Raw genomic sequence first — 16,932 nt, forward strand, 5'->3', positions numbered from 1 at the left:
CCTGTAAGCAAAATAGTGTATAAATATCAATAGTTTGATTCTAATGGTTTTGTTTTCTCCTGTTTTTCAAAATCTCTAAAAACCTTTTTCATCTGTTGACTATTTGTTGACTATAATAAGTTAACTAAAATTTTCAACAGGATTTCATATATGAAAAAATCCGATATTACAGGCTGGATTAACAATAACTACCCAAGCAACCGATTAAGTGACGATGCTGTACAGGGTTTGCACCTCAAAAAGAACCCGAACTCAATTTCATGGCGATTACTTTACAGAGATGCGCTTGGCAAGCAACGAAACATTGTGTTGGGCCGCTATCCATCTATGACTCTTGATGAGGCTCGGAAACGAGGGAAAGAGCTTTATGCAGAGATTATTCGTGGTAATGATCCTCTAAAACAGCGCAATGAAGAAAAAGCGAAAGTAACAAATACCGTTAAAGGGTATCTGGATGCTGTTTATACAGGTATTTTAGAAACGAAAAAAAGTGGGAAAGAGACTCGACAAATCTTTGACCGGCATTTTAGTCATTTATTTAATAAAGTTATGTCGGAGCTAAATGCAAAAGATATTACTATTTGGCAAGCTAGGATGATTGAAAATAGTAAAGCATATGCTACTCAAAAGCGGGCATATGGCGCTCTCAAAACATTACTCAATGATGCGGTCAAAAGAGGTGTGCTTACAGATAATCCTCTGGCAAAAGTTACTTTAGACAAAATTCACGAATCAGAAGAGGTGCATTTAGAGCGCAAATCTAAACGCAGTTATTTGACTAAAGAACAAATTCATCAGTTATTTGCTGGCTTAGATAAGTATCAAGAGCAAAAGCGTCAAGGTCGCCGAAATAGCCGAGCACATGGAAAAGCCTATTTACCCTGTCTTGATAATCTAGAGCTTGTTGATTATGTAAAGCCGTTTATTTTGACTATGTTTTATACAGGATTCAGAAATGGTGATGTTTATGGTCTTCGCTGGGAACATATTCATTTTTATGAAGATTCAGCCACCATTCACAAAACCATTGAAAAAACAGCTCATAAAAAACCAGAAGCCAAGACCTTTCCAATCGCCGATGACTTGACTGCTATTCTGAAAAGCTGGCGTGTTCAAAATGGCAATCCAAAATCAGGTTATGTATTTTCCAATCCTGAAGGAGGCAGACTTGGAGGTACGGCACTCAAAAAACCTTGGAAGAAAATTAAAGAGCTTTCCGGATTGCCTGAATCTCTTGATCTATACACACTTCGTCATAATTTTGCGTCGTGGCTGGTTATGAATGGCAGTGATCTTTTAACTGTAGCCAAGCTAATGGGGCATAGTGATATCAGAATGATCATTGATCATTATGGCCATCTTCAACCTGCAACTCTTGAAAAAGCAGTATCTGAAAGCTTTGCAAAAATGTTTGCTTAAGCCAACTTTCCCACCCTTGATAAGCGAATTATGTGACTACAGATAAATCTCAAGTCCCGTAATCAGCTTATATTTGCCTGATGAATGGTTCCCAACCATCAAAATAATGCCCGCCCGATGTTGGCAAGTCACATTGCCAAAACTTATTGTTGGCAATATCAATCCCTTATGAATAAAGGGGTGAAGAGTAGTTGTAAGTATTGCCAATAACTTCTTGCCATATTGCCATGAATGACAGTTCTAGCTAAATCTGTAAATCTTTCGCTCAAGAGCAAACTCCTTGTTTGCCTATGCATCCATAAACAAAGGAATGAAAAAATGAGTGAACAAACTAACAACAAAACCTTCGACAGCAAGCAAGCCGCAAAGTATTTATGTGTATCCGAAATCTCAATTCGAAATAGTCGAATTACGGGTTTGCTTGGAGGTATAAAAGCCCCTAGCTTTCGAAAAATTGGCCGTAAGGTTATTTACCTTAAGTCAGACCTTGACTGTTGGTTGGATAAGCTACCGGTTTTTGAAAATACGACCCAAATGAAATTTGAACACCAAAATAGCTAACGCTCTGGTCTAAAATTATGACGAGGAGAAGCTATTCAAAATCTAAAGTGCGTAGGGAAAGAGGATCATTTTTAGCTCTCCCTCATGCTCTTCTTGAAACTAAAAAATTTGATGGCTTAAGCACAAAAGCAAACAAACTTCTTTTACAAATTGCTAGACAGTATAGAGGAGGGAATAATGGAGACTTAAATGCAACCTTTACTGATTTTAGGGCTAAGGGGTGGAACTCTAAGGATACCCTTAATAGAGCATTAAAAGAGCTGATCGAACAAGGTTTTATCTTCAAAACTAGACAAGGTGGCTATCAAAATAAATGCTCACTTTATGCACTGACGTGGTTTCCACTAGATCAATCGGATAAATATGATGCGGGTGCTGCTTCAGGGTTTACAAGAGGTAGCTGGAAAGATTAATTTCCCTAGACCGATTATCGAACACAATAAGACTGATAATCGTGCTGATTCATGAAGCATAAAGAGTTATCCTGTTCGATAATAGGTCTTATATGCGCTGGATTAGAGATTCGTCAAGACCGATAATCAGACATCTTTTTAAAATTCTAGCCATAGCCAGTCGCAAAAGTCATATCGGAGGAGAGGCCTGAATGGCCTGTCCAGACAGGGATGGTTTAAAAGGCTAAGTAACGAATTTGAACTTTTCCCTCAGCTCTTCACTATGCAGAGATTAAGGCTAGGCAGATAATGAAACCGAAGCCAATCAATAGCTTCATTTAACAAATTATCTAGGAGAAAAATCATGTCTAAAGCCAATCAATCTGGTCGTCCATCTTCTCATTCTGGTAATGGAGGTAATTGGCCTAGCACCACTGGAAACTCGTCTGGTGGCGGTCGAGGCAATGCTCCATCACGTGGAAAATAAAACTTAACCAGAAAAGCGATTGAAGTTATCTTTATAGTGAACCCTATAAATATCGAAAGCTTTCACTAACCATTCCTGCTCAGACTTCCGTTTGAGCAGGAAATTAAAAAATCGTTGAATTAATAACACTGTCTGAAACCGAACGAATTCTTGGTGAACTGATTTGGAATCAGGGCAAAAAGTCTCCAACCACTCAAAAATAGAATCCTCAGAATACATTTGTGGCTGATTTTTGCCACTGCGCCAAGCATCCAGCTTTCGGTCCTTAGAATCGCTTTCTAATCCCGAAATAATTGGCAAATATTCACCCAATGTGTTCACAGACACATCAAATTTAACTGACCAGTAATCTGTTATCTTTTTAATAGGCCATTCGATCTTTTCATCAACCAAAGTTGGCAAAAGTTCTAAAACTAGCGACTGTCGATTAATTGAAACACCATGTTTCTGCTTCATTCCAATTTCATAGGAAGCAATTAAATACAAATTAAGTGACATAGCGCCAAGGTTGCACTGAGCTGTATGTCTATCAAGACCAGGTGTATCTTTTAACCCCCAGGGTTCAAGTAATTGCTTGGCAAGTTCAGTTCCCCAGAAAAGCTGATGGCTTTCGAGAGAGTCTTTGTTTTGCATGCATTGCTGGAAAATTTTATTATCGGCATCCAGTATTCGCTCGATCTGATCAAGAAAAAAGCTTTTTTTATTTTTGCTCGAATGCCTAATGCCTGCCAAAAAACTTTTCCAATGCCCATGTTGAAGAATGTTCGTTTTACCTGGCATAACCGAATCACCCAGAATCTCAGACATTTTAAGGCCATAACTAGTCTCAACGAACTCTTTGACTCTATTACAAGTTTTTAAAGAGACCTTTCCTTTATTTTCTTTTTGGCCAGCGCCTTCTTCTGCTATTTCGCATTTGAGCATTTTTCTTAAAGTCTTTTTATCTACAGGCAATTCCTCAGCTAAAGTTAAAAAGTTGGGCATTCCTATGATTTCATTAAAAAATATACTGGGGTCAACGAAAAATGAATACATAAAATCATGCTCATTAAAAATTAATTCTGATTTTATCAGTAAACTTCCGTAAGCATGCGGATACATATGGATAAAAAATCGCTATAATCCGAGTAGGTTTAAATCCGTGTTGGAAATAAATTTTCCACATTATTTAAAAAAGTGACGGTATATGGCGGCAGCAAAGAATAAGCATAACGAAGACACTCGCGTAAAAATTCCATCCATTTTGCATCTGACCAGACTCGGGTATACCTATCTTTCATTGAAAGATCAGTCTTGGCACACTGAAACTAATATATTTCCAGCGCTATTTAAAGCCGCGGTTACAAAAATAAACCCGGAATTGAAAGACGAAGATGCTGATCGTTTATTAAAAGAAATCTCTTTACTCCTGGACAACGAAGACTTAGGCAAGGCATTTTTCGAGAAACTGACTGAACGCTCAAACACAAAGCTAATTGATTTCGAAAACTTCAATAACAACAGCTTTCATGTTGTGACAGAGTTGCCTTGTATTAACGGTGATGAAGAGTTCCGCCCAGACATTACCTTGCTCATCAACGGTCTACCATTGGTGTTTATTGAGGTTAAAAAGCCCAATAACAGAGATGGTATTATTGCCGAGCGAGAACGTATCAATCGTCGTTTTCAAAACCCCAAATTCAAACATTTTGCCAACATCACCCAGTTCATGATTTTCTCCAACAATATGGAGTATGACGATACAGATCCTGAGCCAGTTCAAGGTGCTTTTTATGCCAGCAGTTCATACAACGAACCCGTGTTTAACTACTTCCGTGAAGAGGAAGTGCTCAATTTAACGGCATTGCTCAAGCCTTTGTCAGATGAAACCGAATTATCTGTCCTCAAAGACACCAACTACCAAGTCATTCGCAGCAGTCCAGAATTTCAAACCAATAAAGACCCTAACCGACCAACCAATCGCATCTGCACATCTTTGTTGAGTCGATACCGTCTGGCGTTTTTACTTCGCTACGCGCTGGTGTATGTGAATGAGCATAATGGTCTGCAAAAGCACATCATGCGTTACCCGCAGCTGTTTGCAACCAAAGCCATTGAAAATAAGCTGAATGAAGGCGTTAAAAAAGGCATTATTTGGCACACGCAGGGAAGCGGAAAAACCGCGTTGACGTTCTACAACGTACGCTTTTTAACCGACTACTTTCAAAAGCAGAAGGTGATCCCAAAGTTTTACTTTATTGTTGACCGTTTAGACCTTTTACAACAGGCACAGCAAGAGTTCACTGCTCGTGGGTTGATTGTGCACACGATCAACTCACGCGAGGACTTCACCAAAGAGATTAAAGCGACAAAGGTTATTCATAATGACTCTGGTAAGCCTGAAATTACCGTTGTGAATATTCAAAAATTTAAAGACGATCCGGATGTTGTTTCCACCAAGGACTACGATGTTGCGATTCAGCGTGTTTACTTTATGGATGAAGTGCACCGAAGCTATAACCCTAAAGGTAGCTTTCTAGCCAACCTGAGTCAATCGGATGCAAATGCTATAAAAATTGGTTTAACCGGTACACCATTATTGGGTGATGACTATAACTCACGGGTGTTATTTGGGGATTACATCCACAAATACTATTACAACGCTTCCATTGCCGACGGCTATACCTTGCGCTTAATTCGTGAGGAAATTTCCACGCAATACAAAATAGATTTACAAAAAGCCCTGGAAGAGGCAGAAGTGCAGGTAGGTGGTCTCGATAAACGAAAAGCCTACTCTCACCCTAACTTTGTTGAACCTATGTTGGATTATATTGTTTCCGACTTTGAAAGTAGTCGAACTACTCTTGATGATTCAACAATTGGCGGCATGGTTATTTGCGACAGTTCTGAACAAGCCAAGCAGATGTTTGAGATATTTCAAAGTAAATATGCAGACAATCCACAATTAACTGACCCTGCAATACTTCATACAGCAACATTAATGGCAGCCGAACCTGCTCCTGTTAGTTATGTAGCTAACCAAAAAATGAGAAATAAAGTTAAGAATGCCGCCCTAATATTGCATGACATTGGCTCCAAGCAAGAACGCAAAGATTGGGTGGATGATTTTAAAGCCGGCAAAATAGACTTCCTATTTGTCTATAACATGCTGCTTACTGGCTTTGATGCTAAACGTCTCAAAAAACTTTATCTTGGTCGAATTATTCGCAAGCACAACTTACTGCAAGCTCTTACACGGGTGAATCGCACTTATAAAAGTTTCCGTTATGGTTATGTGGTTGATTTTGCGGATATTAGCAAAGAATTTGATGCTACCAATAAAGCCTATTTTGAAGAACTTCAAGCCGAATTAGGTGACGAGATGGGGCATTATTCTCACCTGTTTAAGTCCCAAGAGGAAATTCATCAAGATATTGAGCAAATCAAAGATGCGCTTTTCCGTTTTGACATTGAAAACGCAGAAATTTTTGCTGACCAAGTCAGCCAGATTCAAGATCGAGAAACCGTTTTACAACTAAAAAAAGTGCTTGGAAGTGCCAAAGAACTTTATAACCTAATTCGTTTACAAGGTGAATACGATTTCCTTGATCATCTAGATTTTAATCAACTGAACAAGCTCTATCGAGAAACTGAAAATCACTTGCACCTCCTTAATCTCAAACATGATTTAGAGAGCGGCGTGGACAACACAGGCCTGCTCAATCGTGCACTGGAGGATGTTATCTTCAAGTTCGTCAAAATTGGTGAAGAGGAGCTTGTACTTGCTGATCAGCTGAAAAACACATTACGCAAAACACGAGAGGCGTTAGCGGGTAACTTTGACCAACAAGACCCTACGTTTGTCACGCTTAAAGAAGAGCTTCAGCGGCTGTTTAAGAAAAAGAACCTTAGCGAAGTCTCGCAGGAAGAAATGATTGCAAATATCGACGCACTCAATAAAATCCATGCGCGGGTTAATGATCTTAATCGTCAAAACGACCAGTTGCGCCAAAAGTATCAAGGGGATGCCAAATATTCCCGTATCCACAAGCGTTTACAAGAGCGTCAACAAACCAATAAAGACATTAGTGATTCAGAGCGTAAGATCTTTGATGCACTGGTCAGCGTAAAAGAAGATGCCGATGAACAAGTACTCAATAATAGCCAAATTCTCGACAATGAAAGTTACTTTAAGCGGCAGATGATGCCATTAGTACTCAATCGTTTTTACAAAGAACAACAGATTAAATTAAACGCGGATACCTCAAAGTACATTAACCAGTTAGTCGTCGCAGAATACTTAAAAGAATATAACACCGGAGCCAATGCGTGGTAGAACTCGAATTTCAAGAAAAAACCAAACAACTGATTGATAGCTTAAAAAGCATTTGTGCCACCAATGGATTGGGTAATAGCACGGGTGAATTCGAAATAATTACTCAGGTTTTCCTATATAAATTTTTGAACGATAAATTCGCCTTTGAAGCGAAAAAAATAGATGCCAACCTCGCAAAAGCCGAAAAATGGGAAGAGACTGTGGAGAGCATGTCAGAAGACGATTTAGAAATGCTGCAACTGCAAATGGGCGGCGATACCGCCCGTTTAAAACCACATCACTTTATTAGCTATCTGTTTAGCCAACAAAACGAACCGGACTTTGCCAAGTTGTTTGACGACACCTTAATGGATATTGCCGCAACCAATAACGATGTCTTCTCAGTTATGACGGACTCGGGTGAAAAGGTAAGACTCTTTTCCAGAATCAACGAAAACGTCACCGTGTCAAAGCGTGACGCTTTCTGTCGAGCGATTATTAATAAGCTGATCGAATTCAGCTTTGAGCGCATCTTCACGCAAAAATTTGATTTTTACGCCACTATCTTTGAATACATTATCAAAGACTACAACAGCAATTCCGGCGGTAAATACGCTGAATACTATACACCGCATGCAGTGGCTCGCATTATGGCCGCCATCCTTGTGCCAGAAGCGCAGCGCGGACAAATTAAAAACGTCAGTTGTTATGATCCATCAGCGGGGTCAGGAACGCTTCTTATGAATGTTGCTCATGCCATTGGAGAAAACCGTTGTAGTATTTACACGCAAGACATTTCCAAAAAATCCTCGAATCTACTGCGATTGAACCTGATTTTAAATAACCTGGTTCACTCAATACCCAATGTCATTGAAGGTGATACTTTAAGACATCCGCATCATAAAGACGGTGCACAGCTTAAAAAATTCGACTACATCGTCTCTAATCCACCGTTTAAACTCGATTTTAGCGATATTCGGGAGGAGCTAGATAGCAAAGAAAACAAAGAACGCTTTTTCGCGGGTATACCAACAGTACCTAAGAAAGAGAAAGATAAGATGAAAATTTATACACTCTTTCTACAGCACATCATCACCTCTTTGAAATCAGAAGGAAAAGCCGCAGTAGTTGTGCCAACAGGCTTTATTACAGCTAAGACTGGAATTGATAATAAGATTCTAAAACACTTAGTCGACAACAAAATGCTCGCTGGCGTAGTATCCATGCCCTCCAATATTTTTGCCACCACCGGAACCAATGTTTCCATTCTGTTTATTGACGACAGCAATAAAGGCGATGTCGTGCTCATTGACGCTTCAAACTTGGGAGAAAAGGTCAAAGACGGCAAAAACCAAAAAACCGTGTTAAGCCCAGCAGAAGAGCAAAAAATCATTGATGTCTTTAACGATAAACAAGCGGTTGAAGACCTTTCGGTAGCCGTAAGCTATGAAGAGATTGCCGCCAAAAACTACAGCCTCAGCGCCGGTCAGTATTTTGATGTCAAAATCGAATATGTCGATATTACGCCCGATGAGTTCAAAGCCAAAATGCAAAGCTTTACCGACAACCTAGACAGCCTGTTTAGCCAGTCACATGAGTTAGAGGCGGAAATCAAAAAACAATTGGCAGGGTTAAATTATGGTTCATAGTTATACAACTACGATTGGAGATATAGCCCAATTGTTTGATGGGCCACATGCGACACCAAAAAAAATTCAATCAGGACCTTATTTTTTAAGTATTTCAAGCCTAGAAAAAGGCCGTTTAAACCTGGAGAAATCTGCTTTTTTAAGTGAGAGTGATTTTCAAAAATGGACAAAACGAGTAACACCTGAAGAGGGTGATTTGCTGTTTTCGTACGAAACTCGCTTAGGTGAAGCCGCTCTAATGCCTTCAGGTATTAGAGCATGTTTAGGTCGCAGAATGGGCTTACTAAGACCTAATCGAAAAAAGGTTTTACCTGAATACTTTCTGTATGCTTATTTATCACCAGCTTTCCAGCAAATAATTAATGCGAATACTATTAAAGGGGCAACTGTTAATCGCATTGCTCTAAATGAATTACCAAATTTCGACATACGAATTCCTCCCATTGAAGAACAAAGATTAGTTTCAGAATTACTAGCAAATATTGATAAAAAAATCGAACTCAATAACCGCATTAATGCCGAATTGGAAGCTATGGCGAAAACTCTCTATGACTATTGGTTTGTACAATTCGATTTCCCCGACGCCAACGGCCAACCCTATAAAATCGCCGGCGGCAAAATGGTCTACAACCCCACTCTAAAACGCGAAATCCCAGAGGGGTGGGAAGACACAACTATTGAAAAAACAGAGTCAAATATCGTTACCGGTAAAACTCCATCGAAGCAAAAACCTGAATATTTTGATGGTGATATCCCATTTATCACGATTGGAGATATTCGAGGTAATACATTTATCGTATCAACTGAAGAAACTCTTTCAAAACAAGGTGCAGACACACAGTCTGGAAAGTATTTACCTGAAGATTCAATCTGCGTTACATGCATCGCCAGCCCAGGATTAGTGGGATTTGTAACTCAAAGAGCACAGACGAACCAGCAAATTAACTCTGTTATTTGTAAAAACGAAATTAACAAATACTTTCTTTATTTTGCCATGAAAGGATATTTTGAAGGGGCTAAAGCCAAAACTGGAAACACATTTGCCAATATGAACAAAGGAGATTTCAGCGATATTAAGGTACTTAGTCCGTCTACTCAAGAACTACAAAGCTTTCACGAGATTGTCCAGCCTATATTTCAAAAAATAAAAAAATGTTCACTTGAGAATTTTGAACTTCAACAACTTCGTGACTGGCTCTTGCCAATGCTTATGAACGGTCAAGTCACAATTAAACAAAAGGCTAGCTAGATGATTCATGATGAATACTTTAGGTTTCTAAAGAACTTGGAAGGCTCTGAAGAAGATATCATAAAAGTTGCCAACTTAGTCAGTGACAATCTAGATGAACTTGCTGGCTTAAGCACTAGAAATGGTCAACGAGCAAAACGATTTGTTGAACTTGCTCAAAATAGCTGGGATGCACTTTCTACAGAGTTGATCGTTGAAGGTGAGGATGAAACAGATGCTGAGTCAGCTATTGAAATGCTTTCTGAGTTAACGGTTGGGCCTTTTAGAGGTTTCGCAAAACCTGAAAAATTCGATTTATCCAGTAAGATTGTTTTGATTTATGGCCCGAATGGAACAGGGAAATCTAGCTTCTGTGAAGCCCTTGAATTCGGGCTTTTGGGAAGCGTATCTGAAGCAGAGAATAATAGGTTCCGAAACCCGGAAGATTATCTTAAAAACGCTCATGAGAATCAGTTTACTCCTCCAATTTTAAAAGCAAAAAATAGTGAAGGTACTGAAATTGCCATATCACCAAGCACTAACTTCAGGTTTTGCTTTGTTGAAAAAAATCGAATAGATAGCTTTTCTCGAATAGCAGCGCAGGCTCCAGCAAAGCAAACTGAATTGATTTCAACACTGTTTGGCCTTGAAGCATTTACCGAGTTTGTTCGAAACTTTACTACAGAACTTGATGACCGCTACATTGATCTTGTAGGTATAAAATCAACACAGTTACAACAAAAACGCCAAAAGTTAGCTGGATCAGTGCAACAAATCCAACAAGGAAAACAAGATTTAATTCAGATTGAAAAAGAGTCTCAAGCACTTGTTACTCAATACCGACAAGGACTCAATTTTGACCAAATGGTTGCAGAGATTTATGGCAATGACGATTCTGGTGGAAAAATCAAAACACTGGAAGCGGAACTTCAACAATCAATACCAGGCAAAAACAATCTGACTAAGATCTCATTAGAGACTTTGGGTTCTGAAATTGCTGGGACAGTTTCTAAGCTTGAACAAAAACAACAAGAATTGGTAAATTCAAGCCAGCAAGTTTCATTTCAGCAGCTTTACGAAGCTGTAACACAGCTCAAGAGCACAAATCATAATGAATGTCCTGCATGTAAGACGCCAGTTGAACAAGTCCGCGTTAATCCATTTAATCATGCAACAGAGGAATTGGTAAAACTCCAACAATTAGCAGCAACTCAGCAGGCAATTCAAGGGTTCAGTTCAATACTTCAGGGGCAGCTATCTCAACTCTATCAAATTGTTAATATCTGCTTAAGACAGTATCCAGAATCAAACCCTCTTAAAACAATTGAATTAGCTCCAGATCAACAACCAGCACAAGAATGGTGGGATAGGGTAATTACAACTCTTGCTGATGGTTTTACTCCCTGGCACCATTTAGTAAGTCAATTACAACAACTTGAAGTTAAAGACCAAGAAATTGATGCTCTATCGCAAGCACGGACCTCAAAACAAAGCGAACTGGATTCACTTCGTAAATTTGAAAGACAAATAATTTCATTAAAAACCAGAAAAGAAACTTTTGAGAATTCAATCAAAGCAGCGAGCAGAGTAGTTGAAAGCTTTGAAGAAGAAAATTCCGAGCTTATCGCTGCAGTCGAGGCAGAAAAAACTACCATTGCACAAAATATAGAAATCACCAAAGCCTACGGTGAATTCGTAGGTATGTTAAATAATTACAACGACAGCTTACCATTGCTACTTGTCGCAAACCTTAGTGATAGTATTGTTGAGCTATATAACGCCTTTAATCGCAACGATACAGTATCTGAGTTGTTGGCTGAAGTGAAATTACCCTTAGCCCAAAATCAAAGATTAGAAATCGCTTTCCAGAATGAACCCGGGAAATATCATGATGCTTTGCATGTGCTGAGTGAAGGACATCTTCGCTGCATTGGCTTATCTGTTCTTCTTGCTAAAAACCTAAAAGAAGATGCCCCGTTATTGATATTTGATGATCCTGTTAATGCGATTGATGACGATCACCGTGAAAACATTAGACTGACATTATTTGAAGATGACTACTTTAAAGACAAGCAAATTATCTTAACAAGCCACGGAGAAGAATTTTACAAAGACATTCAGAACCTCTTGCCTAGAGAAGTAGCGAATTCGTCAAAAAAATTCGACTTCCTACCTAGATTAGATGAGGTACATATTCGAGTAAACATGAATTCTTCGCCGAGACATTACATTCTCGCTGCACGAACACACATTAATGCAATGGAGCGCCGTGAAGCACTGGCTAAAGCAAGACAAGCCCTAGAAGTTCTCACCAAAGACAAAATTTGGAAGTATGTGCATAAACATGGTGATGGAAGCCTAAGTATTAAGCTTAGAGGTGCAAAAGCCCCCTTAGAACTTCGCAATTTGACAGAGCAACTGAAAAGCAAAATCAATAAAGGTGATTTTGGTGATCCAAATAAAGACAACATTTTAATACCTTTAACATTTCTTCTTGGTTTAAACGGAGATTCTCGTGAATGGCGTTACCTCAATAAAGGGACTCATGAAGAAAGTGATAGAGCAGAGTTTGATCGAAATACCGTTGATCAAATCATCACATATTTAGAACAAATTGAAGCAGCGCTAAATTGGTAAAAAATTTTGGATAAGAAAGAATCATGATTAATGTATATATTGGGGAAAATGGATGTGGGAAAAGTCGTATTTTAGGTAAGTTTGCTAAAAGCAAAATTAATAGCCATCAACCTATTTTGGCTATCGCGAATACCGTAGCTCATAAATTTCCTCTTGAAAAAAAGAGTAATGATAATTATTTTTTCTTTGAGCCAATAAATGAGCTAAACGCTAAGAAAAACTTCTATTACTCGAAAAAACGTCCAATAATTAAAGAGGCTTTGTCGAGTTCTGCTTTTACTAACGATGATTATTCTTTTATTCGTACTCTTCAATCCATTCTATCGTACATTGGCTATGAACCTTCAGTTGGTATCCAAATAGAGCTTAGACCACTAAGAAAACCTTTTATCTCTAAATCTAGTATTCAGGAAGATGAATTAGTAAAAGAGTTTGAAAAAGTATCTGAGCGTTTACAAGATCATAACAACAAGGTCGTGTGGCTTGAAAAAGAGGCAATTTTTGGTATCAAATTTTTGGAAGATTTGGAACTTTTACTGCAAATTGAAAGAAGTCAAAATCGTACCAGGCCATATAGCTATTGTGACGTTCAACTTTTCTTTAGAAAGAACGGGCGTGAATTTGATTTTAAATTAGCAAGTTCAGGAGAAGCTACTCTAATCTACACGGCCTTTTTTCTTGGATTTCATTTACAAAAATTTAAAAATAAAAAGGTTTTTATATTAATTGATGAGCCTGAGAATAGCCTACACCCTAAATGGCAGCGTCAGTATATTGAAAATCTGAGAAATATTTTTCCTTATTACGATTTTGAATTCCATATAGCAACGCATTCCCCAATTTTTATCGCTGGTGCTCAAAAAGAGGGTGCATTACTTCACCGTTTCAATGGACAAAGGTTTGAGAAGCTGGATGCTGATACTTTGGGCATAGAAGATTCTCTAATAGATCAATTTGGTATAGTTACTCCCCAAAATCATTCTTTATCGGAACGTTGCATAGACTTGATAAATGATGTTGATGATAAAAAGTTATCTATTAGTGATGCTCTAAAAGTAGTAGATAGTTTCTTAAAATCTTCTTTTGACGAACAACAAAAAGACTTCTTATTAGGGGTTGAAGACCTAATTAAGCAGATTCCATCCGGGAAGTATGATGGCAAAGATTAGATTTACCCCTGCTGAAGTAAACATATTAAGGCAAGCCAGTGCACTTGGGCATAAAGCAGGATGGACGCTAAGCGCGCTTACTCCTATCAAACGGGCAATTAAATCGCAAAAACAAAGATGGCAAGCTGATATTTGTTGTTATTGTCAAAGAGATATTCATAGTGAATTCAATATGGTTTTAGATATTGAGCATATAATTCCGAAGCACTTCAGCTTAAGGCATATGTTCACAATGAAAAATCTAGCTGTTGCCTGTAAAAGGTGCAACATGCAGATCAAAAATAAAGGTACAAGCTTTTTAACAACTCAAAACTTACCTCGAAGTCCATTTAAAAGCAGTTATTACAAGTTTGTTCATCCTAATCTTGACAGAATTGAGGCTCATATCCTGAGAGAGGTCTCTCAAAGCGGGCGGGCTAGAATAGTAAAGTATAGAATTCCCCTTCAAAGTGCAAAGGGTAAATTCACATATAACTACTTTAAGCTAAAAGACTTTGAGTTAGATGCAGCTGATTCAGCACAAGGCCGCAGAAAAAAACGAATCAAAAATAAAAATGTAGAAGAGGCTTTTGAAAAGTTACAGCAATAGATAAAAGCCACAATATTATTCTATAATTAATTTATGCCATGTTTAAAACTCAATAAAATCATATATATAGGTTGGTAAGTCATCATTAGCAATAAGGTGTTGCCAATATGCCAACAATGCATTTCTAAACATTTCCAACTTTAATTCCCTTTAAGCAAGACGCTTTGCTACACCAATCAGCAAGCTGCTTACTGGTACACATCACGCACAGCCTGCGGCGATGTGTTCTAAATATTCAATTTAGATTAGGGAATTAATTATGAAAAATCTCATTCGCACCTATGTCGATCCGATGCTGGAAGATCGACTCAAATTATTCGCCGAATCTTCCGGCGTTTCACTGTCCTCTTTGACCGCTGAATTGATTCAAAAAGGTCTGGAAGCCAATTCTGAAACATCCACCGATCAATCCTCCTCTGTTTGGCTAGAGGAACAGCTTTACCTTCAGTTTTTAACGCTTCAGCTGGTACTCAATTACAGTGCAATCGAGAATGACCGGTTTGTCGAACTCAAGGCACAGGCGCGTCAGTGGGCGTTGCAAAAAAGCCAATCCTTCAGTAATCAAGGTTAGGAGGTCAATACTATGGCATTAACTCGAAACGACACATTAAGCCAGCTCTCTGCTGGATGGTTGCGTGGACGCTATTTTTTGAGGGATTTGATGGGCCAGATTTTGATTTTTCTGGCCGTGGCGCTGGTCATGGTTGGCTATGTGTTTTATCAGTGGTATCAGTCAATACCGGCGGACCAATTGAATTATTTGTGGTGGTATTGGAAAGCCTATATTTGGGGCATTGTACTGGTGCTACCTGAACATCATGTTGTGCTTCAGGAGGCTGGAGAGGTCATTAGATTGCAAGCCCAGCAGGTATTGAGATCTCATCAAATGATCGAATTTGTTGATGCTTACAATGGATTTTTTGAACAAGATCTAAAAGCCGCTTTACCTTGGGGGCTTGGTGCTTGGACTGTTTTGGCTGGATTGTTTTACTGGGGAGGGAAAAGGCAGCGAGACAATGAATTGCTGGAAGGTGTGCAGCAGATTCCACTGAGTACCTACCACCGTTATTTGAAGAAGCACAAACTGAAAAGTATGATCAAATTAGGCAATGCATTTTGGACAAAAAATGCTGAAAAACAACACCTGCTAATTGTGGGTGATACCGGAGCAGGTAAGAGCCAATTACTGATTCAACTGCTTCGCTACATTCGCAAGCTGGGGGATCAGGTGGTTCTATACGATCCCAAAGGCGATATGGTGCGTGACTTCTATCAACCGGATTTGGATGTGCTTTATAGCCCCTTTGATACTCGCAGCCCTATATGGAATGTTTGGCAGGACTTAAACACCGAACAGGCACTGGAAACTTTTGCTGAGGCGGTGATTAAAGAATCCCCTGGCAAAGATAGCTTTTGGGCTAAAACCGCCAGAATGGTGTTGGTTTCAGCCTTAAAACAAGGCCGTAAAGAGGGATTGAGTTTTGTGCAGAGCATTCATAAGTTGGTAAGTAGTGATTTAGACACTTTGACTGAATGGTTGGATGGATCAGAGGTCGCCAGTGATTTTTCCAACTCTAAAACTGCCGCAACGATTTTATCTGAACTTAAAAGTCAGGCGCGGGCGTTGAAGTATCTTGCTGATGACAAGCAGGCTTCACAAGCCAGCTTTGCGATTGAATCTTTTTTTACCGAGTGTTTTGAAAAAATGGATTCTGGTGATCGACAGCCGATGCCCTGGTTGTTTTTACCTGTACAGAAAAAGTACAAAGCCTCTGCTAGACCGATTATGGCTGCACAGATTGAGCTGATTTCTAATTTTATCCTTTCACAGCCGACTAATCGTCACCGACGTATTTGGTTCATCATTGATGAGTTGCCGAGTCTGGGTAAATTGTCGGCATTGCCGGAGTTGTTGGCCGAAGGCCGTGGTTATGGTGTGGCAACCGTTTTGGCGCTGCAAAACTTTTCGCAACTACTCAAACACTATGGCAAAGATGATGCGCACAATTTAGCCGGACAGTGCGCCAGTTTGGTAGCGCTGCGCACGTCTGATCCACAAACCGCCGACTATTTGTCTAAACGCTTTGGCAAGCAGATTCGCAAAGAAGTCCAGACCAACCAATCTCTTTCAAAAGGCAAGACTGGTTCATTTAGTCAAGGGCATTCCGAGCATATTGCCGAACGCGCCGCCGTCAGTGAAACCGATCTTTCATCTCTGCCAGACCTAAAAGCGTTCTTTAAAGCTAATGGTGTGCCCAATCCAGTCAAGATTGATATTGCCATTACGCAAATGGAGCCATCAAACCCACCGCATTGCCCGATTGAAGAGCTGAGACTGTCTGATGCGGTCGATGCAACGTCTGGCGATGAGGACGGAATCAATGAAACTTGCGATCCAATCGCCACGGATGCGGCTTCAACCGACTCCTCCAAGATTGTGTCTTCACAACCTGAAGCACCGCAACCATCTAAACCCACCGTGATCACTTGGGATATTTAGGAGGAAA

13 protein-coding genes are annotated in these 16,932 nt (G+C 39.4%); 12 read left to right on the forward strand and 1 reads right to left on the reverse strand.

Features of this window, described 5'->3' with window-relative positions; translation table 11 throughout:
- Nucleotides 1-150 precede the first annotated feature (150 nt).
- The 4 genes from L6421_RS02775 (at nt 151) to L6421_RS11485 (ending at nt 2,859) form a co-directional block, all read left to right on the forward strand.
- The gene (locus L6421_RS02775; protein ID WP_237262961.1) at nt 151-1,419 is read left to right on the forward strand and encodes a site-specific integrase; all 1,269 of its coding nucleotides are present in this window, start codon (nt 151-153) and stop codon (nt 1,417-1,419) included.
- A gap of 318 nt (nt 1,420-1,737) precedes the next feature.
- The gene (locus tag L6421_RS02780; protein ID WP_237262963.1) at nt 1,738-1,980 is read left to right on the forward strand and encodes a helix-turn-helix domain-containing protein; all 243 of its coding nucleotides are present in this window, start codon (nt 1,738-1,740) and stop codon (nt 1,978-1,980) included.
- Nucleotides 1,981-1,997: 17 nt separating this feature from the next.
- The gene (locus L6421_RS02785; protein WP_237262968.1) at nt 1,998-2,393 is read left to right on the forward strand and encodes a helix-turn-helix domain-containing protein; all 396 of its coding nucleotides are present in this window, start codon (nt 1,998-2,000) and stop codon (nt 2,391-2,393) included.
- A gap of 343 nt (nt 2,394-2,736) precedes the next feature.
- Entirely contained in the window at nt 2,737-2,859 is a 123-nt protein-coding gene (locus L6421_RS11485; protein WP_255695494.1) for a hypothetical protein, read from the forward strand.
- A gap of 3 nt (nt 2,860-2,862) precedes the next feature.
- Here the strand turns inward: L6421_RS11485 and L6421_RS02790 are convergent, their stop codons facing one another.
- Complete coding sequence (locus L6421_RS02790; protein ID WP_237262970.1) at nt 2,863-3,960, reverse strand: hypothetical protein; 1,098 nt, start codon at nt 3,958-3,960, stop codon at nt 2,863-2,865.
- A gap of 85 nt (nt 3,961-4,045) precedes the next feature.
- On the opposite strand from L6421_RS02790, the gene L6421_RS02795 reads away from it, so the two are divergent.
- The 8 genes from L6421_RS02795 to L6421_RS02830 all read left to right on the forward strand — a co-directional run bounded on the left by L6421_RS02795 (nt 4,046) and on the right by L6421_RS02830 (nt 16,925).
- Entirely contained in the window at nt 4,046-7,174 is a 3,129-nt protein-coding gene (locus tag L6421_RS02795; RefSeq protein ID WP_237262972.1) for a type I restriction endonuclease subunit R, read from the forward strand.
- Nucleotides 7,168-8,802 carry an HsdM family class I SAM-dependent methyltransferase gene (locus L6421_RS02800; protein WP_237262975.1) on the forward strand — a complete coding sequence of 545 codons (1,635 nt, stop codon included), beginning with the start codon at nt 7,168-7,170 and terminating at the stop codon, nt 8,800-8,802. Before L6421_RS02795 ends, L6421_RS02800 begins: the two co-directional genes overlap by 7 nt.
- Nucleotides 8,792-10,051: a restriction endonuclease subunit S gene (locus tag L6421_RS02805; RefSeq protein ID WP_237262977.1), complete on the forward strand. Its 1,260-nt coding sequence runs from the start codon at nt 8,792-8,794 to the stop codon at nt 10,049-10,051. Before L6421_RS02800 ends, L6421_RS02805 begins: the two co-directional genes overlap by 11 nt.
- The gene (locus tag L6421_RS02810) at nt 10,052-12,667 is read left to right on the forward strand and encodes an AAA family ATPase (RefSeq protein WP_237262979.1); all 2,616 of its coding nucleotides are present in this window, start codon (nt 10,052-10,054) and stop codon (nt 12,665-12,667) included.
- A 23-nt stretch (nt 12,668-12,690) separates the two neighbouring features.
- Nucleotides 12,691-13,836, forward strand: a complete 1,146-nt coding sequence (locus L6421_RS02815; RefSeq protein ID WP_237262982.1) for an AAA family ATPase — start codon at nt 12,691-12,693, stop codon at nt 13,834-13,836.
- Nucleotides 13,823-14,425 carry an HNH endonuclease gene (locus L6421_RS02820; protein ID WP_237262984.1) on the forward strand — a complete coding sequence of 201 codons (603 nt, stop codon included), beginning with the start codon at nt 13,823-13,825 and terminating at the stop codon, nt 14,423-14,425. The genes L6421_RS02815 and L6421_RS02820 overlap by 14 nt, the downstream gene beginning before the upstream one ends.
- A 259-nt stretch (nt 14,426-14,684) precedes the next feature.
- On the forward strand, nt 14,685-14,996 hold the full coding sequence (locus L6421_RS02825) for a hypothetical protein (RefSeq protein WP_237262985.1): 312 nt from the start codon (nt 14,685-14,687) through the stop codon (nt 14,994-14,996).
- A 12-nt stretch (nt 14,997-15,008) separates the two neighbouring features.
- Entirely contained in the window at nt 15,009-16,925 is a 1,917-nt protein-coding gene (locus tag L6421_RS02830) for a type IV secretion system DNA-binding domain-containing protein (RefSeq protein WP_237262988.1), read from the forward strand.
- Nucleotides 16,926-16,932 lie beyond the last annotated feature (7 nt).

This window comes from Thiomicrorhabdus immobilis (assembly GCF_021654855.1).
GTDB classification, from domain to species: Bacteria; Pseudomonadota; Gammaproteobacteria; order Thiomicrospirales; family Thiomicrospiraceae; genus Thiomicrorhabdus; species Thiomicrorhabdus immobilis.